Consider the following 23115-nt stretch of genomic DNA (forward strand, 5'->3'; position numbering starts at 1 on the left):
TTTCGCAAAAACCGCTTTGTTAGGTCGTAATTGCTGACCTATTATTGCGATATCGTTAAGCAAGCACATTGAGCGAGGGGAGGCGCGACATGAGCATGCAAAAAATCACCCTGAAAGATCGTTTCGATTTGTCGAAGTCCCCGATTCTCTTGAACGGGACGCAGGCTTTAGTCCGATTGATGCTGATGCAGCAAGCCCGTGATTCTGCCGCGGGGCTGAATACGGCCGGTTTGGTGACCGGATACCGTGGCTCGCCTCTTGGTGCGGTGGACCAGCAGATGGTCAAAGCGGCCAAACCGCTGGCAGAGTCCAATGTCACTTTTCAGTCCGGCCTGAACGAGGATTTGGCCGCCACCGCTTTGTGGGGCAGCCAGCAGGCGGAACTGCGGGGAGAGGGCAAGTTCGACGGCGTCTTTGGCCTTTGGTACGGCAAGGGGCCGGGTGTGGACCGCTCCGGTGACGTGATGCGTCACGCGAACATGGCTGGCTCTAGCAAGCATGGCGGTGTGATCATGGCGATGGGCGATGACCACACCGGCGAATCCAGCACCGTTCTGCACCAGTCCGACTGGGCCATGGTGGATGCATACATGCCTGTGGTGAACCCCGCCGGTGTGCAGGAGATTCTGGACTATGGCGTCTACGCTTACGCCCTGTCGCGTTATTCCGGTGTCTGGGTTGGTCTGAAGACCATGAAAGACACGGTCGAGGCGACTGCTGTCGTGGATGGTGATCCGCACCGGATGAAGCTTGTCACGCCCACGGACTTTGCCATGCCCGAAGGCGGGCTGAACATCCGTCTTGGCGATACGCCCCACGCGCAGGAAGCGCGGATGATTGATCACAAGCGCTTTGCTGCCGAGGCATTCTCGCGCGTGAACGGGATGGACAAACGCGTCTGGGGCAAAGCCGGTGCAAAGATCGGCTTTGTGGCAGCGGGTAAGAACTGGCTGGACTTGGTCCATGCCTTCAGCCTGCTGAATATTGATGCGAATGAGGCCGAGCGGCTTGGCCTGACCACCTATAAGGTCGGGCAGACTTGGCCGCTGGATATGCACGGCTTTCACGACTGGGCCGAAGGTCTGGACCTGATCATTGTGGTTGAGGAAAAGCGCAAGCTGATCGAGGTGCAGGTTAAAGAAAGCATCTTTGACGACCGGCGTGGTCGCCGTGTCTACGGCTGGCATAAAGGCGGCGGGGCAGGGGCAGACCACGGGGAAGAGCTGTTCCCCACCCGTATGGCGCTGGACCCCGTGATGATCGCTGAGAAGATCGGCGGCATCCTGATTGAGGAAGGCCGCGGCACGGATGGCATCAAGGCGGGTCTGGCCACGCTGGACGACGCACGCCGTGCCGACAACGCCGAGGAAATCGCCAGCCGCTTGCCCTATTTCTGCGCAGGCTGCCCGCACAATACCTCAACCAAGGTGCCTGAAGGGGACCGCGCTTATGCGGGGATCGGCTGTCACTACATGGTGCAGTGGATGGACCGGAACACCACCGGCTTCACCCATATGGGCGGTGAAGGAGCGAACTGGATCGGTGAGGCGCCCTTCAGCAAGCGGCGCCATGTGTTCCAAAACCTTGGGGACGGGACTTACAACCACTCTGGCGTACAGGCGATCCGTGCCGCGTTGGCGGCGGGGACGAACATCACCTATAAGATCCTCTTCAACGATGCGGTGGCGATGACCGGCGGACAGCCGAACGAAGGCGGGCTTTCGCCCCAGCAGATTGCCCGCGAATTGAAGGCGATGGGCGTTGGCCATGTGGCCGTGGTCTATGATCCGAAGGAAGAGGTCGATCCAGCTGACTTCCCAAAGGGCCTGCAGTTTGCCGAACGGGACGAGATGGCCCGCATTCAGGCGGATTGCGCCAAGCGGGACGGTGTCTCGGCCATTATCTACATCCAGACTTGCGCGGCGGAAAAGCGGCGGCGGCGCAAGCGGGGAACGTTCCCCGATCCGGACAAGCGGGTGTTTATCAACACCGATGTCTGCGAAGGCTGCGGCGATTGCGGTGTGCAGTCGAACTGTGTCGCCATCGTTCCGGTCGAGACCGAACTGGGCCGCAAGCGTGCGATTGATCAGTCGGCCTGCAACAAGGACTTTAGCTGCCTCACTGGGTTTTGCCCCTCCTTCGTGACACTTGAAGGGGCAACGATCCGCAAGCAAGCCACCCAGACGCTGGACCTGCCGGATATGCCACTGCCCGCTTTGCCTGCCATTCAGGGCACATGGAATGTGGTGATCACCGGTGTTGGCGGCACAGGCGTTGTGACCATCGGCGCCGTGATGGCCCAAGCCGCGCAGGTCGCTGGGCTGGGCGTCGGCATGATGGAGATGGCGGGCCTCGCACAGAAGGGCGGGGCGGTGCATATCCATTGCCGGATTGCCAACAAGCCCGAAGACATTAGCGCGATCCGTGTGGCCACCGGCGAATGCGATGCGCTGATCGGCGGCGATCTGGTGGTTAGCGCGGGGGCCAAGACCCTTGGCCTGACCGCAACGGGCCGCACTGGCGCTGTGGTGAACAGCCATGACACCGTGACGGGCGACTTCACCCGTGATCCGGGCTTCAAGTTGCCCCATGATCGGCTGGAACTGGCCCTAGAGGCGCGTCTGCGGTACAAAGTGCAGATGTTCGACGCGATTGAATTGGCCCGCGTGACGCTGGGGGACAGCATCTTCTCGAACATGATGATCCTTGGGGCTGCATGGCAGCAGGGGCTCGTGCCGCTACCCCTTGACGCCTTGATGCATGCGATTGATCTGAACGGCGCGGCTGTGGCTGCGAACCAACGGGCGTTCGAGATTGGCCGTTGGGCGGCTCTGCATCCAGATGCGGCAGCAGGACTGCTGACCCCGAAAGAGGTGGCAAAGCCTGAGGCGGATCGTGTGGCATTCCGTGAGTCGCATCTGGTGCAGCACTCGGGTCCGCGCATCGCCCGCCGCTACCGCAAGCTGGTAGACAGCATTCAGGACAGCGATCTGCGTCTGGCCGTGGCCGAAGGCTATCACAAGCTGCTGGCCTACAAAGACGAATATGAGGTCGCTCGCCTGCTGCTGGACACTGAAGCAAAGGCGAAGGAAGCGTTTGAAGGGGACTTCCAGATGACCTTCCACCTGTCGCCGCCGATTTTGGCGAAAGAGGGAGCCAATGGTCGCCCGAAGAAGCGGGATTTCGGCGCAGGAATGGTGCGTTGGTTCCGCCTGCTGGCTCGGATGAAGGGTTTGCGCGGCACGCCACTGGATATCTTCGGCTACACCGCAGAACGCCGGATGGAGCGTGCCTTGATCAAGCAGTATGAGGCCGACATGGCCCGCATCCTGCCCAAGGTCACGCCTGAAACCCGTGATTTGGCCTTGGAACTGGCCCGTCTGCCTTTGGAAATTCGCGGCTTTGGCCCCGTAAAACACGGAAATGCCGAAGCGGCTGCCAAGCGGCGCACGGCCCTGCTGTTCTCAATCGATGAGGGTGGTCCGCAGATGGCGCAGGCTGCGGAATAATCGATAGTTTCCAGCGGCTCAGACCGCTGGAAATCCTCTCTCGGGCGGCGTATCACTGCGCCATCCGAGAAGGAGGCGCCTATGACCCGCGATCGCGATGTCGCCCGCGATATCAGCTATGCCCATTCGGCGGGCTCTCGCAAAGGGCGCGCCCTGATCCGTTTGATGGAGAATGCCACGGGCCGCATCGGTCTGATCCGCCGCGCCGTTGGCTATGATCTGGAGGTCGCGCAGGGCCGTGATTTCTGGCAGGTGATCGTAGATCGATACCGGCTGTCGCTTGAGGTCATTGGCGGGTCATTGGACAATATCCCCAAAGATGGCCCGCTGATCGTGGTCGCCAATCATCCTTACGGGATTCTGGACGGGCTGATGATGGGGCATATCCTGTCCAAAACGCGGGGCGATTTCCGCATTCTGGCCCATCAGGTGTTCCGCAAGGCCAGCGATCTGGATCGCGTGATCCTGCCCATCAGCTTTGACGAGACGAAAGAGGCCGTGCAGCTGAACATCGAGACCCGCAAACACGCGCTGTCCTATCTTGGCGCAGGCGGGGCCATCGGGATTTTTCCGGGTGGCACGGTCTCGACCTCGGCGCGGCCATTTTCACGGCCAATGGATCCGGGCTGGCGCAATTTCACCGCGCGGATGATCGCGAAATCAGGGGCGACCGTGGTGCCGATCTACTTTGACGGCCACAACTCGCGGCTGTTCCAACTGGCCAGCCATCTGCATGTGACCCTGCGCATGGGCCTTTTGATCAAAGAGTTCCGCGCCCGCGTCGGAACGCCCGTGCGTATCGTGGTGGGCGAACCCATCGCGCCACAGGCCTTGCAAGAACATGCGGGCGACACGCGAGAGATGATGGATTTCCTACGAAAATCCACATATGCCCTGTCGCCAAAGCCGTATACTTCCTATGATTACGGCTTCGAATTCGAAGAAAAACATAAGGCTTGAGGCAGATGGCAGTAGGAATTTTCGACTCGGGGCTTGGTGGACTGACCGTCCTGAACGCAGTCAGCCGCCGGTTGCCCGATGTGCCGCTGGTATATTTTGGCGACAACGCCCACGCACCTTACGGTGTGCGTGATGCCGATGACATTTATAACCTGACCACCAAAGCAGTCACCCGCATGTGGGACGAAGGGGTCGATCTGGTCATCATCGCCTGTAACACCGCCAGCGCGGCCGCCCTGCGCCGGATGCAGGAAAGCTTTCTGCCCAAGAATAAGCGCTGCCTTGGCGTATTCGTTCCGCTGATCGAGGCTCTGACCGAGCGTGAATGGGGCGACAACAGCCCGCCCCGTGAAGTGCGCGTCAAGCACGTGGCGCTGTTTGCGACGCCCGCCACTGTCTCTAGCCGAGCGTTCCAGCGCGAACTGGCCTTCCGCGCAATCGGTGTGGACGTTGAGGCGCAGGCTTGCGGCGGTGTGGTGGATGCCATCGAAGACGGTGACATGATCCTTGCCGAGGCGCTGGTGCGCAGCCACGTGGATGCGTTGAAGCGCAAAATGCCCCAGCCGCAGGCTGCCATTCTGGGCTGCACCCACTATCCGCTGATGGAAAGTACTTTTCAGGACGCTCTTGGCCCTGAGGTTGAGGTCTATAGCCAAGCCAATCTGGTGGCTGAAAGCCTTGCGGACTATTTGGGACGTCACCCCGATATGTTGGGCTCTGGTACGGAATCCAAATTCCTGACCTCGGGCAATCCGGCAAAGGTCTCGGCCCGCGCGACCCAATTCTTGCGACGCGAAATCAAATTCGTCTCCGCTTGAACTTCACGACTATAAAGCCTGTTAAAACAAGGACTTTGCCATGACGTATAAGATCGCAATTCTGGGCGCTTCGGGCTACACCGGTGCCGAGCTGATCCGTCTGATCGCCACCCATCCCGAAATCGAGATCGCAGCCCTCGGGGCGAACGCCAAGGCTGGTCAAAGCATGGCTAGTGTGTTCCCCCATCTGCGCCATTTGGACCTGCCCGATCTGGTGAAGGCGGATGACATTGATTTCAGCCAGATTGACCTGTGCTTCTGCGCGCTGCCCCACAAGACCAGCCAAGAGGTGATCCGCGAGCTGCCGAAAGACCTGCGGATCGTGGACCTGTCGGCGGACTTCCGACTGCGTGATCCGGCGGCATATGAAAAGTGGTATGGCAACCCCCATGCGGCGGTCGAGATGCAGAAAGAGGCGGTCTACGGCCTGACCGAATTCTACCGTGATGACATCGCCAATGCGCGTCTGGTGGCAGGCACGGGCTGTAACGCGGCCACTGGCCAGTATGCTTTGCGCCCGCTGATCAGCGCCGGTGTGATCGATCTGGACAACATCATCATGGACCTGAAATGCGCCGTCTCGGGCGCGGGTCGGTCCTTGAAAGAGAACCTGCTGCACGCCGAACTGTCTGAGGGCTATCATGCCTATTCCGCGGGTGGCACCCACCGCCACTTGGGCGAGTTTGATCAGGAATTCAGCCTGCTGGCCGGCCGTCCGGTGCAGGTCCAGTTTACGCCACATCTGATCCCCGCGAACCGCGGCATTCTGGCGACAGTCTATGTTCACGGTAATGCGCAGCAAATCCATGAGACGCTGTCTGCGGCATACGCGGCAGAGCCCTTCTTGCAGGTGCTGCCCTTTGGCGAGCTCCCCTCGACCCGTCACATCCGCGGCTCGAACTTCTGCCACTTGGGCGTTGTTGCAGACCGGATCGAAAACCGCGCCATCGTCGTGGCCGCTCTGGACAACCTGACGAAAGGTTCCAGTGGTCAAGCATTGCAAAACGCGAATGTGATGTTAGGTATCGAGGAGACCACGGGCCTGATGCTGGCTCCGTGCTTCCCGTAAGGGCTTAGGAGGAGGACGTTTATGAAGTCGCTGAAAAAGACCCGTCGTATTCAGGTCATCGCTGTCGCCGCTGTGGCGCTGGCGCTGTCCACCGGTCTGATCGGTTATGCGATGCGCGACGGCATCAACTTCTTCCGCTCGCCCTCGCAGGTGATGGAGAACGCCCCCAAACCATCCGAGACTTTCCGTCTGGGCGGTCTGGTGGAAGAGGGCAGCCTCAAGCGCGGTCAGGGCGAGGTTATCTCTTTCGCCGTGACCGACGGCGGGGCGACGGTGCCGGTGATCTACAAAGGCGTTCTGCCTGATCTGTTCGGCGAGAACCAAGGCATGATCGGCACAGGCAAGTATGTGAACGGGGTTTTTGAGGCCTCTGAAATCCTTGCTAAACACGATGAAAGCTACATGCCGAAAGAGGTCACCGACGCGTTGAAAGAACAGGGCGTTTACAAAGACCCGAACGGTAAAGACACCAACAGTTAACGCCTGAGTAACAGTCTTGCCTTCGAAGGGGTTATCCCATCGGAGGCAACATGCAGGACATTACTCAAATGACGCGGGGCATCCTCGCGCGTGAAGGCGGTTTCGTGAATGATCTGGATGATCCGGGCGGCGCGACCAACCGCGGCATCACCATCGGCACCATGCGCCGCCTTGGCGTTGATCTGGATGGGGATGGTGACACCGATATCGCCGACCTTAGGCATTTGACCGAGGAGCAGGCGGTCGACATCTACCTACAGCACTACTTTTACGGCCCACGTATCGATCAGTTGCCAGATTGCCTGCAGGACAGTGTGTTTGACATGTATGTGAATGCGGGCGGGCAGGCGGTTAAGCTTTTGCAGCGACTGCTGTGTCAGATGGGCCATGTGCTGGCCGTGGACGGGGCAATCGGGCCCAAGACTGCGCAAGCGGCGCAGGCGGCCTCGGTCATTTCGGGGGCGCATTTGCGGGACGCCTACGGGATCGCACGGCGGAACTACTACTACAGCCTTGCGGATCAGCGTCCTGCCAGCCGCAAATACGCCCGCCGTAAGGATGGCGGGAAGGGGGGCTGGATTCGCCGCGCCGAGGCGTTCATCTCGGACCGCTATCACCTGTCGGACGCCGATCACCTGGCGCGGGTGGCCGCATGGGGATGATGGCCACGCTGCTGACGGCACTGTTTGGGTCGGGCACCAACGTGCTACGAGACACCGCCACCATCTGGCGCGAGAACCCCGAGGCCGCCGCCATCCGCGCCGCCTCGTCCCGCGAGGCGGCGCTTGGTCAACTGGCCGCCGAATTTGCCCGTCCCCAGCGTGGCTGGTTTGATGGTTTTGTGGATGGGTTGAACCGTTTACCGCGCCCGATGCTTGCCCTTGGGGTGCTGGGGATGTTCGGAATGGCGATGTATGATCCCTTGTGGTTTTCTCAGCGGATGCAAGGGCTTGCGCTGGTTCCCGAGCCTTTGTGGTGGCTGATGGGGGTGATCGTCAGCTTTTACTTTGGCGCCCGCCATCAGGCCAAGATGCAGGATTTTCAGCGGCAACTGGCCGCGGTTCCAGCGCGTCCCCAAGAGGCGCAACAAGTAGCCCCCGCGAACGAGAATGCGGCTCTGACGGAATGGCAGGCACTGGCCAAAAGTACCGCGACAAAGTGAACATCGGGCAGGGTTGATTGTGATTGGCCCTGCCTGATCAAACGCCTATGATCCGGGCATGATTACAGAGCTCGGACACTTCGCCCTTATCCTTGCCTTTCTGGTTGCGATCGTACAGGCGATCGTTCCGCTGATCGGCGCGCATAAACGCTGGCACGGCTGGATGGCCGTGGCGGAACCTGCTGCCACTGCGCAGTTCTTGCTGACGGCCGCGTCCTTTGCGGCGCTGACCCATGCCTTTGTTACTTCGGACTTCAGTCTGCGCCTTGTGGTGCTGAACAGCCATTCGGCCAAGCCGATGCTCTATAAGATCAGCGGTGTCTGGGGGAACCACGAAGGCTCGATGCTGCTGTGGGTGCTGATCCTGACCCTGTTCGGCGCCTGTGCCGCGTGGTTCGGAGGGAACCTGCCCCCCACCTTGAAGGCCCGCGTTCTGGCGGTGCAGTCCGCGATTTCTCTGGCGTTCTTTGCCTTTATTCTCTTCACGTCGAACCCTTTCCTGCGTCTGGCGATGCCGCCCTTTGACGGGCAGGATCTGAATCCCCTGTTGCAGGACCCCGGTTTGGCGTTCCACCCGCCGTTCCTCTACTTGGGATATGTGGGTCTTTCGATGGCCTTCAGCTTTGCCGTCGCCGCTCTGATCGAGGGTCGCGTGGACGCCGCTTGGGCCCGCTGGGTACGCCCTTGGACATTGGCCGCGTGGGTTTTCCTGACCATTGGCATCGCGCTGGGATCGTGGTGGGCCTATTACGAGCTTGGCTGGGGCGGCTTCTGGTTCTGGGATCCGGTTGAAAACGCCAGCTTTATGCCGTGGCTGGTCGCGGCGGCTCTGCTGCATTCGGCCATCGTGGTCGAAAAGCGTGAGGCGCTGAAAAGCTGGACCATTTTGCTGGCGATTCTGGCGTTCGGCTTCTCGTTGATTGGCACGTTTATCGTGCGTTCGGGGGTGCTGACCTCGGTCCACGCCTTTGCGAATGACCCTGAGCGCGGTGTTTTCATCCTGTTTATCCTTGCCTTCTTCATGGGCGGTGCGCTGACACTGTTCGCCGCCCGCGCCAGCGCGATGGAGGCCAAGGGCGTCTTTGGGGTTGTCAGCCGTGAAAGCGCGCTGGTCTTCAACAACATCCTGCTGGCAGTTGCGGCCTTTGTGGTGTTCTTCGGCACCCTCTGGCCCCTGATGGCCGAGATGTTCTTTGACCGGAAACTTTCAGTGGGTGCGCCGTTCTTCAACATGGCCTTCACGCCCTTCATGGTGGTGCTGGGGGCGCTGCTACCCTTCGGGTCCATGTTGTCGTGGAAACGGGCGAACGGTGGCCGCGTGGCGAAGTCGCTGGTACCGCTGGTGGTCCTAGCGATTGCCGTTGCCGCGCTGGCCTATGCGATCCAGACCGAACGCACAGCACTTGGTCCCATCGGGCTGCTGCTAGGCGCGTGGATGATTTCCGGCGCGGCGCTTGACCTGTGGGGACGCACGGGGCGCAGCGGCAACCGCTTTGCCCGCCTGTTCCGTCTGCCCGGTGCGGATTGGGGCAAGGCTGTGGCCCATGCGGGTCTGGGGATCACCTTCATCGGGATTGCGGGCCTTATGGCTTGGGATCAGGAAGACATCCGCGTCGTGAATGTAGGCGAGCCCTTTGAACTGGGCGGTTACCAGTTCGTGCTGAGCGATGTGCAGCAGGTGCAAGGACCGAACTATATCTCGACCACTGGTGTGGTTGAGCTTGGTATGAATGGTCGCCAACTGACGACCCTTTATCCGGAAAAGCGGGTCTATCCCGTGGCCCAGATGCCCACCACCGAAGCCGCGATTGATAACGGTTTTCTGCGTGACATCTACGTTGTGATCGGTGATCCGCAGGCAGACGGCGGTTGGGCTGTGCGCACCTATATCAAGCCGCTGGCGAACTGGATTTGGGCTGGCTCGATCATCATGGCGCTTGGCGGATGCTTCAGCCTTGCGGATCGTCGTTTCCGCGTCGCTGCTGGCGCACGCAAGGCGGCGATGAAAGGGGTACCTGCGGAATGAGTTTGAGATCCACTTTGGCGGCTGCTGCGCTGGCGTTGCTGACGCTGGCGCCGGTTGCCTATGCCGTGCAGCCCGACGAAGTGCTGTCGGATCCCGTTCTGGAAGAGCGGGCGCGGGGCATCTCGGCCGGTTTGCGCTGTCTGGTCTGCCGGAACGAGAACATCGATGATTCTCATGCCGAACTGGCCCGCGACCTGCGCCTTCTGGTGCGTGAACGGCTGGTGGAAGGGGACACCGACGAAGAGGTGGTGGACTATGTGGTTGACCGCTTCGGCGAATATGTCCTGCTGAAACCCACCACAGGCGGCGCGAATATGTTGCTGTGGCTGGCGGGGCCGATCATGGCGCTGATCGCGCTGTTTCTGGCTTTTGGCTACCTGCGCGGGCGTTCCAACGCCAAAACGGGGGCAGAAGATCAGTTGACCGAAGATGAACAAGAGCGCCTGAACGCGATCCTCAAGGACTGACGCGGGGTTTCTCTTTCCGTGGCTGGCCGCTTGGGGTTTCATGCGGCCAAGCAGTCATGCAGGAGGCGACATGGACTACCAAGCAATCACCTATGAGGTCCGCGACGACATCGCGGTTCTGACCCTCAACCGGCCCGATGTGATGAACGCGCTGTCCTCGCAGATGCGGGCAGAGATTCTGCACGCGGTGAAAGCCGCAGCGAGTGAGGCGCGCGTTCTGGTGATGACCGGCGCGGGCAAATGTTTCTGCTCTGGGCAGGATCTGAGCGATGCGGGCAATCTGAACACGTTGGACCTTGAGCGGACCCTGCGCGACGAATACGTCCCCATGTTGCAGGCGATCTATGACAGCCCGATCCCGACGATCAGCGCGGTCAACGGCACCGCTGCAGGGGCAGGGGCCAATCTGGCACTGGCCGCCGATGTGGTGATCGCCACCGAAAGCGCAGTGTTCTTACAGGCATTCACCCGCATCGGCTTGATCCCTGATGCTGGCGGCACCTACTGGCTGCCCCGCCAGATGGGCGCGGCCAAGGCGATGGGTGCGGCTCTTTTTGCCGAGCCGATCACCGCTCGTCAGGCAGACGATTGGGGCATGATCTGGGAAGCAGTCTCAGACGATGCCTTTGCCGATCACTGGCGCGCCCGTGCGTTGAAATTGGCCACTGGCCCCTCGGTCGCCTATGCCAAGGTCAAAGAGGCCCTGCGCGGTAGCTATGACAATAACCTAGAGCAGCAATTGCTGGTCGAGGCCAAGCTGCAAGGGGTCTGCGGCAAGACACGGGACTTTAAAGAAGGTGTCGTCGCCTTCCTTGAAAAGCGCCCCGCCAAATACGAAGGCCGTTAAGCCGATCCGAATGAATAAGGCCCCGAGAGCTGCCGCCCTCGGGGCCTTATGCTGTTCAGAGGGCCGCTTTACGCGGCCGCTTGCAGCACGATGGCCGAGATCACGTCAAAGCCGTCGGGCAGGGCGTTTGTCAGGGTCATGATCAACGTGCCATCGGCATAGATGTGCGTTCCATCCAGATCGGTTTCACTGGTAAGGATCGGTGTCGCGCCCGTATAGACATATGCCAGCGTGTCTTCGGTCGGGTCAAAGTCCGTGACGGTTACCGCGCCTGCGTCGAGGTCCCAGTCGCCGGTGACCAGCAGATCCTCGCCGTCCGCACCCGTCAGGATATCGGCCCCTGCGCCGATCAATGTATCCGCTCCGTAACCGCCGTAGAGCGTGTCCGAGCCGTCCGCAGCGGGCGCGCCATAGGGCGCGTTGGCGATGTCGGCCAGCGCAGTGGCGCCCCGTGCGAGCTCAAGGGTCGTGCCGTTCAACACGTCATCCCCGTCGCCGCCGTCCAAGGCATCCTGACCGTTGCCGCCATCCAGAACGTCATCGCCGTCCTCGCCATAAAGCGCATCGATCCCCTTTGCCCCCAGCAGGTAGTCATGTCCGTTCCCGCCGTAGATTGTGTCGTAGCCCGCGTCGCCAAGGATAACGTCGTTGGTGTCATAGCCTGTGATCAGCTCATTCGTCCCCGAGCCGATAAAGTAATTCTCATAGAGAACTGTCGAGCTGTCGGTTGGAGAGTCGTCATTCTCGACCAAGGTGATGTCACCGGCCGAGAAGCCTTCGGGGGCATCTTCGATCCGCAGGACGGCGGCGTCGCCGTCATAGACAATCGCTGCGCCGTCATCGGTGGTCTGGACTGTCAGGGACGGGGTGCCTGTGCTGGCGTTGTAGTAGTATTCCAGCGTGTCATCAGCGGGGTCATAGTCGGTGATCACCGCAGGGCCCAGATCATTGGTCCACTGGCGGGCGGTGACAAAGACATCCGTACCAGCGCCGCCGGTCACAGTGTCGCCGCCGTCAAAGACCAACCAGTCACCCTGCGTGCCGCCGTCCAGAACGTCGGCCCCGTCGCCGGTGCTGGTGTCGTCCAGAGGCGAATTGCTAGCAGCCGAGAATTGGTTGGGGTTGTCCTGCAAGCTGACGACAAGGTCCAGATCGTAGTCGCCATCCACCGAGATTAGATCGTCACGCCCACCGCCACCGATCAGCGTGTCTGCGCCCGTATCGTCGACGATCAGATCATTGACCGTGCCGCCCGTGGACAGATCGTTGCCGCTGCCGCCGATCAGCAGGCCGATCCCGTCGCCGCCATTCAGGGTGTCATTCCCCGAGCCACCAAACAGGATGTCCTGTCCGCCGTCACCGTTCAACAGATCATTTCCGGAGCCACCCACCAGCGCATCCTGACTGGCACCGCCGCTTAGGGTGTCATTGCCCGCCCCGCCGCTAAGGTAGTCGTCATTGGCATTGCCATTCAGGCGATCTGCTCCGTCGCCGCCCACCAGCGTATCATCGCCAGCGTCGCCGCTCAGCGTATCGGCATAGGCGGTGCCCGTGATGAAATCGTCGCTGTCCGTACCCGTGGCCACCGTGCCTATGGCGGGGCCTTCGGTGTTCTCAGCGGTATCTTCAGTCAGATCGCCGTCATCCGAGTCGCTGTCGTCAGTATCACTTTGATCGCTGTCATCATCGGCACCGTCCCCGCCAGCTAGTACCAGTGCAAAGGTGTAGGCGGCCATCGTCGCCAAGAGACCAATTAAAAAATTACTCATATTGAAACCGATTTCTCAAAGAGGCGCTTAAATATCAGCTTATGGTAATGTAATTATAACTTTCATACTAGTTCTGCGATGGTCGCGGTGCAGATGAAAAAAGCCGCCCCCGAAGGAGCGGCTTTCTTTTTGTTGAAACCAGCTAGGCTTAGCGGGTTTCGATGTCGGTGTAGTCGCGCTGAGCCTCGCCCAGATACAGCTGACGGGGACGGCCGATTTTCATCTGCGGATCCGACAGCTGCTCTTTCCACTGCGAAATCCAGCCCACGGTGCGCGACAGCGCGAAGATCGGGGTGAACATCGAGGTGGGGAAGCCCATCGCTTCCAGAATGATGCCCGAGTAGAAGTCCACGTTCGGGAACAGCTTCTTCTCTTTGAAGTAGGGGTCGTTCAGAGCGATGTGTTCCAGCTCTTTGGCGACCTGCAGCAGCGGGTTGTCTTCGACACCCAGCAGCTCCAGAACTTCGTCGGCCGACTGCTTCATCACGGTCGCGCGCGGGTCCATGTTCTTGTAGACGCGGTGACCAAAGCCCATCAGACGGAAGGGATCGTTCTTGTCTTTCGCACGCTCGATGAACTCGGGGATGCGATCGACGGTGCCGATCTCTTTCAGCATTTCCAGACATGCCTGGTTTGCGCCGCCGTGTGCGGGGCCCCAGAGGCAGGCGATGCCAGCTGCGATACAGGCGAAGGGGTTCGCACCCGAGGACGACGCCAGACGCACGGTCGAGGTCGACGCGTTCTGTTCGTGGTCCGCATGCAGGGTGAAGATACGGTCCATCGCGCGGCTCAGGATCGGGTCTACGTGGTACTCTTCCGCAGGCACAGCAAAGCACATGTGGATGAAGTTTGCCGCGTAATCCAGATCGTTGCGCGGGTACACGAAGGGCTGACCGATCGAGTATTTATAAGCCATCGCCGCGATGGTGGGCATCTTGGCGATCAGGCGGTGCGATGCGATCTCACGCTGGTGGGGGTCCGAAATGTCGGTCGAGTCGTGGTAGAACGCCGACATGGCACCAACCACACCCACCATGGTTGCCATGGGGTGCGCGTCACGACGGAAACCACGGAAGAACATGTGCATCTGTTCGTGGATCATGGTGTGACGGGTGATGGTGGTCTCGAACTTTTCCAGCTCTGCGGTGGTGGGCAGGTGACCGTAAAGCAGCAGGAAGCAGACTTCCAGATAGTGCGATTTCTCGGCTAGCTGGTCGATGGGGTAGCCGCGGTGCAGCAGCTCGCCCTTGTCACCGTCGATGAAGGTGATGGTGCTGTCGCACGACGCGGTCGAGGTGAAACCGGGATCGTAAGTGAACACACCTGCCTGACCGTAGAGCTTGCGGATGTCGAGAACGTCCGGGCCCAAGGTCGGTGAGTGGATGGGCAATTCGTAGGTATTCTCGCCGATCGTCAGCTTTGCGGTCTTGTCGTTGTCAGCCATCGTCATTCCTCTCGAAAGGCCCGAGGCACCATCGGTGTCGGGCGGGACTAGCGCCAGCCCTTATCCATGGCCGGTGCACCTGTTGGTCGGGCCGGTGGCAGCTGCAATAAGCTGCCATCCGGAGTGCGACGACGGCCTAGGCGTTAAACGCCTTCTGCGCTCGCCGCGTCTTGGATGCGTGCAACCGACTCCTCTCGGCCAAGCACAAGCATCATATCGAAAACGCTAGGGGTTACTGCGCGTCCGGCCAAAGCGGCCCTGAGGGGGCCAGCCATCTTGCCGAACTTGATCCCGTTGGCCTCAGCGACCTGGTTCATTACCTCCTCTAGCGCGTCACGTGTCCAGCTAGCATTTTGCAACTGCGGCGTCAATTCTGACAGTATACCACGGGATACCGCATCCAGATTCTTGGCCGCCTTCTCATCATATGATAGCGGGCGATCAGCCATAATAAAGGCAGCTTTTTCAATAAGTTCAGGGAAAGTTTTTGCCCGTTCCTTCAGACAGAACATCCCAGACAAAAGCAAAGCTTTTTTGTCATTTTGTAGCGACCCGTTGTCACTGGCGATCATAAATGCGTCCAGTTCTGCCAACAGTGCAGCATCGTTAGCGGTAGCAATGTGCTGGCCGCATAGATTCTCGAGTTTCTTGAAATCAAGCCGTGCAGGTGATTTGCCAATTCCGCCCAGATCGAACCATTCTTTTGCCTGTTCGTCGGTGAAAAATTCATCGTCACCGTGGCTCCAACCCAGACGCGCCAGATAGTTGCGCATACCGGCGGCTGGGTAGCCCATCACCTGATATTCCTCGACACCCAAAGCGCCGTGGCGCTTGGACAGCTTTTTGCCATCGGGGCCGTGAATCAGCGGGATGTGCGCGTAAACGGGCAGGGGCCAGCCCATTGCGGTGTAGATGCCCATCTGGCGGGCAGCGTTGTTCAGGTGGTCATCGCCGCGGATCACATGGGTGACGCCCATATCGTAGTCGTCTACCACCACAGCCAGCATATAAACCGGCGTTCCGTCCGAGCGCAGCAGAACCATATCGTCCAGCTGGTCATTGCGGATCGTCACGTTGCCCTGCACCTGATCTTCGATCACGGTCGCGCCTTCGGTCTCGGTCTTCAGGCGGATCACATAAGGCGCGTCGGGGTGGGTGCTGGCATCCGCGTCACGCCAAGGGCTTTGGAACAGAGTGCTGCGGCCTTCTTCTTTCGCGGCATCACGGAACGCCTGAATTTCGTCCTGCGTGCTAAAGCACTTATAGGCCTTACCCTGTGCCAGCAGATCAAGCGCCACTTCGCGGTGACGGTCGGCACGCTCGAACTGGCTGATCGCCTCGCCGTCGTGATCCAGCCCAAGCCAGTCCAGACCCTTCAGGATCGCAGCCGTTGCCTCGGGCGTGCTGCGCTCACGGTCGGTATCTTCGATACGCAGCAGGAATTTGCCACCACGTCCACGGGCATAAAGCCAGTTGAACAGCGCGGTGCGCGCGCCGCCGATGTGCAGATAGCCGGTGGGCGAGGGGGCGAAACGGGTGACAACGGGGGCATTCATGGGCGCGTTTACCTTTGGTTAGGGAAGTTTCGGCAGCGTCTGGGGCGTGTGTATCGACCGCTCTGTGAGGTGGCAAGAGTGCGCGTCCTTGCGTGGATCAACAACGAATGGCTGGAACAGAGGGGGCATCTGTTCCCTTGGGCAGCAGTCTGCTTCGGGCTGGGGTGCGGTGCCTATTTCCTGCCAAGGGCCGAGCCTGCCATCTGGTTGCTCTGGGCCTGCCTTGGCTTGGGACTTGCCGGACTTTGCGCGGCGCGGTTTGGGGGCCTTTACATGGGGCCGCTCTTGGTGGGGCTGGCCTGTGTGCTATTGGGCTTTGGCTCGGCGGGATGGCGGACCCATCGCGTGGCCGCGCCCGTCATGCAAGGCCACTACTACGGCCCGATTGAGGGGCGGATCGTGGACATGGACCGCTCTGGTTCCGGAGCGCTGCGGTTGTTGCTGGATCAGGTGGTGCTGGATGCAGCAATTCAGCCTATCCGCGTGCGCGTGTCCTTGCATGGGCGGCAGGACTGGCTGACCCCAGCCTATGGGCAAGTGGTCATGATGACTGGCCATCTGTCGCCGCCCTCTGGCGCGGTCGAGCCTGGCGGCTTTGATTTCCGTCGTCACGCTTGGTTCCGACAGATTGGCGGCATTGGTTATACCCGCACACCAGCGCTGTTACTGGGACCCGCGCCGGATCGGTTGGGTGTCGGGCGGGTTCGCAGCCTCTTGTCCCAGCGGCTCAGGGCGGCAATGCCTGATGTGTCGGGCGGCGTCGCGGCGGCCCTTCTAGCCGGAGACCGAGCCTATTTGCCAGCAGAGGTGGTCCAGAACCTTCGCGATAGCAACCTTGCCCATTTGCTGGCGATTTCTGGTCTGCACATGGGTCTTTTGGCGGGACTGGTCTTTGCTGCGGTCCGGTTCGGATTGGCGGCAATGCCTTGGGTGGCCTTGCATTGGCCGATCAAAAAACTGGCGGCGGTTGTAGCATTGGTCGGAGGGGCGGGTTATCTGGCTTTGTCGGGCGGCAGCATCGCGACACAGCGGGCTTATGTTATGGTTGCCGTTGCGCTGCTGGCGCTGCTGTTTGACCGTAAAGCCTTTAGCCTTCGGTCGGTTGCCTTGGCGGCAATGGTCGTTCTGGCCCTCGCGCCCGAGGCGGTCACCGGTCCCGGCTTTCAGATGTCCTTCGCAGCAACAACCGCGCTGATCGCCGCCTTCGGTGTGTTGCCGAAGGGCCAACGGATCGGGTGGCGAAAATGGCTGTTCGCTTGCCTGACTGTGGTGTTTTCATCTGCAGTGGCGGGATTGGCGACAGCGCCCTTTGCAGCGGCGCATTTCAACCGGATCACGGACTACGGACTGCTGGCGAACCTGCTGGCAACGCCTTTAATGGGAACAGTGGTCATTCCTGCTGGCCTTGCGGGCGTGTGCCTGATGCCATTCGGGCTCGAGGCTTTGCCCCTGTGGGTGATGGGGCAGGGGATCGCTTGGATTCTATGGGTGGCCGATTTCGTGGCAGGCCTTGAAGGCGCTGTCACGCCGGTTGTGGCACCTTCCCCGAGTGTTCTACCATTGATCGCGGCGGGCGGTCTCTGGGTTTGCGTGATCAAAGGACGCTTGCGGTTCGCAGCTGTCTTGCCCCTATTCGTTGCCATAGGGCTCTGGAGCCAGACCCAGCGCCCCGAACTATTGATCTCCGATGATGGCAAGCTGGTGGGTGTTCAAACCCCAGAGGGGCGCGCGCTGAGTTTCCCTAAAGGCGCTGGTTTTGTTGCCGAGGTTTGGCTGGAAAACGATGGCGACATGGCGACACAGGCAGAGGCCGCATCAAGGCCGCTGTGGCAAGCGGTGGCGGACGGGGTAGGGATTGCGCAGTTTGGCACGACTACCCTGCTGCATCTAAGGGGGAAGCGCGGTGTGGCCTACCGATTTGACTGTTCTGAGGAAATTTGGGTGATCAGCGATCAATTCCTTGGCGAGCATTTGGACGTTGTGGCCCCAAACGCTGCCTGCCGCGTATTTGATCGCCGATCTCTGTTTAAAACTGGCGCTGTCGCTGCCAGAGCGTCGGATAGCCGGCCAGAGTTTGCTTCTGATCGAACTGGCGGGCGCCTGTGGGCGCGCGCCAGATAAGGTGGCCTTAATAGCTGCGGATCAGGCCGACCAGACGGCCTTGAACCTCAACCTGACCTTCGCGGAACATGCGGGTCGGGTAGGCAGGGTTTGCGGCCTCTAGCGCGATGGTCCCGCCGTTCTTGCGATAGCGCTTCAGGGTAGCCTCATAGCCTTCGACCTGCGCCACAACGATATCGCCGCTTTTCGCGCTGCCGCATTCCTCGATCACAACGATGTCGCCATCATTGATCCCTTCTTCGATCATCGAGTCCCCCCGGACTTCCAGCGCATAGTGATTACCACGACCGCGCAGCATCATGCCCGGAACGGCAATCGACATCGAGCCATCCTCGATCGCCTCAATCGGAACACCAGCGGCGATGCGGCCCATTAGGGGCACTTCGTTGCTATCGTTCCGTTCGACCTCAAGGCTCTTGCGGGGCGTTTGCGCTGCGGGCGCTTTACCGCCATCGATCACCTCGGGGACAAAACCGGTGCCACTCATGGCGTCGGGCAGCTTAACAATCTCAATCGCGCGGGCGCGGTGGGCAAGGCGGCGGATAAATCCACGTTCTTCCAGCGCGGTAATCAGCCGATGAATCCCCGATTTAGATCGTAGATCCAGCGCCTCTTTCATCTCATCGAACGAGGGCGGAACCCCGTCCCGTTGCACGCGCTTATGGATGAATTCCAGCAGGTCTTTCTGTTTTTTCGTCAGCATCGGTCCCCCCGAGATTGGAGCGCAATTCGGGTTTGTTCTACCGATGTTCTGGTTTTGTGTCAACAGAACTGCTTAAAATGCAATGTATTCTATCTGCTCACCGGCCTTGCGCGCTGGATCACGGGGTGGCCTGATCGCAAGCGCGTTGGATGAGCTAAGAATGCTTAGTAATGAACTGTCCTGATCAGGGAAAATCGAGATGCCCCCATCCTGAAAATAGGCGCGCATATAGTGTTCACGCGGCCCGTTTTCCGGCAGATCATGCTCTAGCACAGCCATTTGGCGCGGCACCGCCTTAGCGGGCAAGCCAAGCATTACATCTATCATCGGGCAGAGGAAAATCGCGCCACATACAAGGGCCGAGACAGGATTTCCGGGCAGTCCGACCATCGCCAGATCGCCCAGTTTGCCTGCCATCAGCGGCTTTCCAGGGCGCATGGCGACTTTGTAGAAACTGGTTTCCATCCCCAGATCGCGGGCGACGGGGCCGACCAGATCGTGATCGCCAACCGAGGCACCGCCGATGGTCACCACCAGATCCGCGCCCTTGGCCAGTTGGAACCCAAGACGCAAGGCCTCGGGGGTGTCTTTGGCGATGGGCAGCATCTGCACGATGGCACCGCGTGCTTCTAGCATTGCCTTCAGGCCAAAGTTGTTGCTGGCGATGATCTGGTCTGCGGCGGGGTCTTCGCCGGGCATGACCAGCTCATTCCCCGTGGCCATGATCGCCACGCGCGGGCGGCGGGTGACGGGCAGGGTGGGCAGGTTCATTGCGGCGGCCAAGGCGACCTCAGCCGGTCCCAACAGGCGGGGCGCACCAAGAGGCGTGCCTTCATGAAAATCGCCGCCTGCGGGGCGGATATGACTGCCCTCATCCAGAGCGTCACCCAAGGTGATGCGGTCGCCATCGCGGGTGACATCTTCTTGGATCACGACGCGGGTCGCGCCCGACGGAATAGGAGCGCCGGTGAAAATCCGGACTGCTTGACCGCTGCCGACAACGCCTTCGAACGCGCCACCAGCTGATGCCTCTCCGATCACCTGAAACGATGCGCCGCTCACGGCCTCATCGCCGACCACCGCATAACCATCCATCGCCGAGGCCGCAAAGGGCGGTTGTGTGCGGCGGGCAAAAACGGTCTGTCCCAAAACGCGGCCACCACAATCGGCAAGGGCCACATCCTCAACCCCGAGAGGCCGAACCAGCCCAAACAGATGCTCTAGCGCCTCGGAGACAGAGATCATTCCGCTTCGATCCTTCCGGATTTGCCGCCGTCTTTCAACGTCACCCGAATGCCGCCGATTTCCATATACTTATCAACGGCTTTCACCATGTCGTAGACGGTCAGAGCGGCGGTGCTGACAGCGGTCAGCGCCTCCATCTCGACGCCGGTTTGGCCGGTGGTCTTGACGGTCGCGGTGATCTGCACGCCGGGCAGATCGGTGTCCACCTCCAGATCGACGCTGACTTTGGTGATCGGCAGCGGATGGCACAGGGGGATCAGTTCGGGTGTCTTTTTGCAGCCCATGATCCCTGCCAGACGAGCGATCCCCAGAACGTCACCTTTCTTGGCGCCGCCCTCGGCAATCATCTCCATCGTGGCGGGGGCCATGCGGACCCAGCCTTTGGCGGTCGCGATGCGGCTGGTGACGGCCTTTTCGGACACATCCACCATATGGGCCTGCCCCTGCGCGTCGAAATGGGTCAGGCCGCTCATCACAGGCTACCCGAGGTCAGCGGGTTCGCCAGCAGCTGGCGGGTCGCTGCGGTCACATCATCCTGACGCATCAGGCTTTCCCCGATCAGGAAGGTACGAGAGCCATAGCGGGCGATCTCGGCCAGATCCTCGGGGGTGAACAGACCCGATTCCGACACGATCAGGCGATCTTCGGGAACCAGTTTCGCCAGCGTCTTGGTGGTGTCCAGCGTGGTCTCAAAAGTCTTGAGGTTACGGTTGTTGATGCCCATCAGCGGAGATTTCAGCAGGCACGCCCGCTCAAGCTCTTCCTGATCGTGGACTTCCAGCAGCACAGACATGCCCCATTCAAAGGCAGTTGCCTCAAGCTCTTGCGCCTGCGCGTCACTGACGCTGGCCAGAATGATCAGGATGCAGTCTGCGCCCAAGGCGCGGGCTTCGGCCACCTGATAGGTGTCATACATAAAATCTTTGCGCAGGGCGGGCAGGTTCGTGGCCTCACGTGCCTGAACCAGAAACTCTTTCGCGCCCTGAAAGCTGGGGGTATCGGTCAGAACCGACAGGCAGGTCGCGCCGCCATCCTCATAAGCCTTTGCCAATGTCGCGGGATCGAAGTCCGCGCGGATCAACCCTTTGGAGGGGCTTGCCTTTTTGACCTCGGCGATCAGGCCGTAACCGGTGCGGCTGGCCTTGATCAGATTGTCGGCAAAGGGGCGCACGGGGCCTGCTTCGCGGGCCTCGGCCTCAACAGCCTCAAGGGATTTGGCCTGCTTGTCAGCGGCCACTTCTTCCAGCTTGTAGGCTTTGATCTTGTCCAGAATGGTCGCGCTCATTTCGCCCCCGAAGTAATTTTGGCCAGAGTTTCGACCGATTTCATTGCCGCGCCGTTGTCGATGCTTGCTTCTGCCAGCGCGACGCCCTCTTTCAGATCGGCGGCCTTGTCGGCCACAACCAGCGCAGCTGCGGTGTTCAGCAGAACCGCATCGCGATAGGCCCCTTTTTCACCCAAGAGCAGGGCGCGCATCGCTTTGCCATTCTCTTCCGGTGTGCCGCCCAGAATGTCCCGCAGGGGATGGACGGGCAGGCCCGCATCCTCTGGGTGCAGCTCGCGGCTGTGGATCTTTCCGTCTTCCAATGCAGCGACAGCGGTGGTGCCGGTGATGGTGATCTCATCGGTGCCGTCACTGCCATGCACCAGCCACGCTTTCTCCGAGCCAAGCTGCTGCAAGGTTTCCGCCATCGGGTGGATCAGGTCGATCGCAAAGGCACCGGTCAGCTGGCGCTTGACGCCCGCAGGGTTGGTCAGCGGCCCGAGGATGTTAAAGATCGTCTTGCAGCCCAATTCCGTGCGGACCGGCATGACGTGTTTCATCGCCGGATGATGCATGGGGGCCATCATGAAACCGATGCCCGCCTCGGCAATGCCGCGCTCGACCACATCGGCGGCGACCATCACATCGATTCCCATCTGACCCAGCGCATCGGCCGAGCCCGACTTGGACGACAGGTTCCGGTTGCCGTGCTTGGCCACCGGTACGCCTGCGCCTGCCACCACAAAAGCGGTCGCGGTGCTGATGTTCAGGGTGCCCATGCCGTCACCGCCGGTGCCGACGATGTCCATCGCGCCTTCAGGCGCTTTCACGGGGATGCATTTGGCGCGCATGGCTGCCGCAGCGGCTGCATATTCCGAAACCGACTCGCCCCGCGCGCGCATGGCCATCAAAAGGCCCGCGATCTGCGCCGGAGAGGCTGCGCCCTCAAACAGAATCTCGAAGGCTTCATTGGCTTGCGACCGGCTCAGAGGGCCTTCGGAAGCAGCGTAGATCAGCGGCTTGATTGCATCACTCATGCGGGCACCTTCATTTCATTCAAAAAATTCTGCAGCAGGGCATGGCCGTGCTGGCTGGCAATCGACTCGGGGTGGAACTGGACGCCGTGAATCGGCAGCTCTTTGTGCTGCAGGCCCATGATAGTGCCGTCTTCCAGATGGGCGGTCACTTCCAGACAGTCAGGCAGGCTTTCACGTTCCACGACCAAAGAATGATAGCGCGTCGCTTCAAAGGGCGAGGGCAGGCCCGCGAACAGGCCCTTTCCGGTGTGATACATGGTGCCCATTTTGCCGTGCACAATCTCATGGCAGCGGACAACTTTGCCGCCAAAAGCCTGACCGATGGTCTGATGGCCCAGACAAACGCCCATCAGCGGTGTTTTCGTCTCGGCCGCCGCTTCGGTCAAAGCCAGACAAATGCCCGCCTGATCAGGGTCACAAGGGCCGGGCGACAACAGAATCCCTGCTGGTTTCATCGCCATAGCCTGTTGCACATCCAACGCATCATTGCGTTTCACGACGACATCGGCACCCAACTCGCCTAGATAGTGCACCAGATTGTAAGTAAAGCTGTCATAGTTGTCGATCAGCAGCAGCATGGGCAGACCTTATGGGAATTGGGGCTAGAGGCCCGGTTGCGGGTCGCGGTATACATGTTC

General features: G+C 60.5%; 20 protein-coding genes. 11 read left to right on the forward strand and 9 right to left on the reverse strand.

Features of this window, described 5'->3' with window-relative positions; translation table 11 throughout:
• Nucleotides 1–89 precede the first annotated feature (89 nt).
• The 10 genes from CLV74_RS01400 to CLV74_RS01445 all read left to right on the forward strand — a co-directional run bounded on the left by CLV74_RS01400 (nt 90) and on the right by CLV74_RS01445 (nt 11338).
• Nucleotides 90–3509, forward strand: coding sequence for an indolepyruvate ferredoxin oxidoreductase family protein (locus CLV74_RS01400; protein WP_106262416.1), 3420 nt, complete (start codon nt 90–92; stop codon nt 3507–3509).
• 81 nt (nt 3510–3590) lie between these two features.
• Nucleotides 3591–4469, forward strand: a complete 879-nt coding sequence (locus CLV74_RS01405) for a lysophospholipid acyltransferase family protein (protein WP_106262417.1) — start codon at nt 3591–3593, stop codon at nt 4467–4469.
• Between the two features lie 5 nt (nt 4470–4474).
• Entirely contained in the window at nt 4475–5287 is an 813-nt protein-coding gene (locus CLV74_RS01410) for a glutamate racemase (RefSeq protein ID WP_106262418.1), read from the forward strand.
• A 40-nt stretch (nt 5288–5327) separates the two neighbouring features.
• Nucleotides 5328–6356: an N-acetyl-gamma-glutamyl-phosphate reductase gene (argC, locus tag CLV74_RS01415; protein ID WP_106262419.1), complete on the forward strand. Its 1029-nt coding sequence runs from the start codon at nt 5328–5330 to the stop codon at nt 6354–6356.
• Nucleotides 6357–6377: 21 nt separating this feature from the next.
• Nucleotides 6378–6836: a cytochrome c maturation protein CcmE gene (gene ccmE / locus CLV74_RS01420; RefSeq protein ID WP_106262420.1), complete on the forward strand. Its 459-nt coding sequence runs from the start codon at nt 6378–6380 to the stop codon at nt 6834–6836.
• Between the two features lie 50 nt (nt 6837–6886).
• The gene (locus CLV74_RS01425; protein WP_106262421.1) at nt 6887–7498 is read left to right on the forward strand and encodes a holin-associated N-acetylmuramidase; all 612 of its coding nucleotides are present in this window, start codon (nt 6887–6889) and stop codon (nt 7496–7498) included.
• On the forward strand, nt 7489–7998 hold the full coding sequence (locus CLV74_RS01430; protein ID WP_106262422.1) for a holin family protein: 510 nt from the start codon (nt 7489–7491) through the stop codon (nt 7996–7998). Before CLV74_RS01425 ends, CLV74_RS01430 begins: the two co-directional genes overlap by 10 nt.
• 58 nt (nt 7999–8056) lie before the next feature.
• Nucleotides 8057–10024 (forward strand): heme lyase CcmF/NrfE family subunit, encoded by a 1968-nt coding sequence (locus tag CLV74_RS01435; RefSeq protein WP_106262423.1) that lies wholly within the window; start codon nt 8057–8059, stop codon nt 10022–10024.
• Entirely contained in the window at nt 10021–10491 is a 471-nt protein-coding gene (locus CLV74_RS01440) for a cytochrome c-type biogenesis protein (RefSeq protein WP_106262424.1), read from the forward strand. Before CLV74_RS01435 ends, CLV74_RS01440 begins: the two co-directional genes overlap by 4 nt.
• A gap of 70 nt (nt 10492–10561) precedes the next feature.
• Nucleotides 10562–11338 (forward strand): enoyl-CoA hydratase-related protein, encoded by a 777-nt coding sequence (locus CLV74_RS01445; protein WP_106262425.1) that lies wholly within the window; start codon nt 10562–10564, stop codon nt 11336–11338.
• A gap of 68 nt (nt 11339–11406) precedes the next feature.
• On the opposite strand, the gene CLV74_RS23335 is transcribed toward CLV74_RS01445, so the two are convergent.
• From CLV74_RS23335 to gltX, 3 genes are all read right to left on the reverse strand, one after another.
• Complete coding sequence (locus CLV74_RS23335) at nt 11407–13107, reverse strand: calcium-binding protein (protein ID WP_106262426.1); 1701 nt, start codon at nt 13105–13107, stop codon at nt 11407–11409.
• A 148-nt stretch (nt 13108–13255) separates the two neighbouring features.
• Nucleotides 13256–14551: a citrate synthase gene (gltA, locus tag CLV74_RS01455; RefSeq protein ID WP_106262427.1), complete on the reverse strand. Its 1296-nt coding sequence runs from the start codon at nt 14549–14551 to the stop codon at nt 13256–13258.
• A 143-nt stretch (nt 14552–14694) separates the two neighbouring features.
• A complete protein-coding gene (gene gltX / locus CLV74_RS01460; protein ID WP_106262428.1) occupies nt 14695–16107 on the reverse strand; it encodes a glutamate--tRNA ligase in 1413 nt (470 codons plus the stop codon).
• Between the two features lie 78 nt (nt 16108–16185).
• Between gltX and CLV74_RS01465 the strand changes: the two genes are divergently transcribed.
• Nucleotides 16186–18228 carry a ComEC/Rec2 family competence protein gene (locus tag CLV74_RS01465; protein WP_245888414.1) on the forward strand — a complete coding sequence of 681 codons (2043 nt, stop codon included), beginning with the start codon at nt 16186–16188 and terminating at the stop codon, nt 18226–18228.
• Nucleotides 18229–18235: 7 nt separating this feature from the next.
• On the opposite strand, the gene lexA is transcribed toward CLV74_RS01465, so the two are convergent.
• The 6 genes from lexA to CLV74_RS01495 all read right to left on the reverse strand — a co-directional run bounded on the left by lexA (nt 18236) and on the right by CLV74_RS01495 (nt 23055).
• On the reverse strand, nt 18236–18931 hold the full coding sequence (gene lexA, locus CLV74_RS01470) for a transcriptional repressor LexA (RefSeq protein ID WP_106262429.1): 696 nt from the start codon (nt 18929–18931) through the stop codon (nt 18236–18238).
• 72 nt (nt 18932–19003) lie between these two features.
• Entirely contained in the window at nt 19004–20176 is a 1173-nt protein-coding gene (locus CLV74_RS01475) for a molybdopterin molybdotransferase MoeA (protein ID WP_106262430.1), read from the reverse strand.
• Entirely contained in the window at nt 20173–20649 is a 477-nt protein-coding gene (gene moaC, locus CLV74_RS01480) for a cyclic pyranopterin monophosphate synthase MoaC (RefSeq protein ID WP_106262431.1), read from the reverse strand. Before moaC ends, CLV74_RS01475 begins: the two co-directional genes overlap by 4 nt.
• Entirely contained in the window at nt 20649–21461 is an 813-nt protein-coding gene (gene trpC / locus CLV74_RS01485) for an indole-3-glycerol phosphate synthase TrpC (protein WP_106262432.1), read from the reverse strand. The genes moaC and trpC overlap by 1 nt, the downstream gene beginning before the upstream one ends.
• The gene (gene trpD, locus CLV74_RS01490) at nt 21458–22477 is read right to left on the reverse strand and encodes an anthranilate phosphoribosyltransferase (protein ID WP_106262433.1); all 1020 of its coding nucleotides are present in this window, start codon (nt 22475–22477) and stop codon (nt 21458–21460) included. Before trpD ends, trpC begins: the two co-directional genes overlap by 4 nt.
• A complete protein-coding gene (locus CLV74_RS01495) occupies nt 22474–23055 on the reverse strand; it encodes an anthranilate synthase component II (protein WP_106262434.1) in 582 nt (193 codons plus the stop codon). The genes trpD and CLV74_RS01495 overlap by 4 nt, the downstream gene beginning before the upstream one ends.
• Nucleotides 23056–23115 lie beyond the last annotated feature (60 nt).

Origin of the sequence: Donghicola tyrosinivorans, assembly GCF_003003355.1 — a bacterium.
GTDB lineage: Bacteria > Pseudomonadota > Alphaproteobacteria > Rhodobacterales > Rhodobacteraceae > Donghicola > Donghicola tyrosinivorans.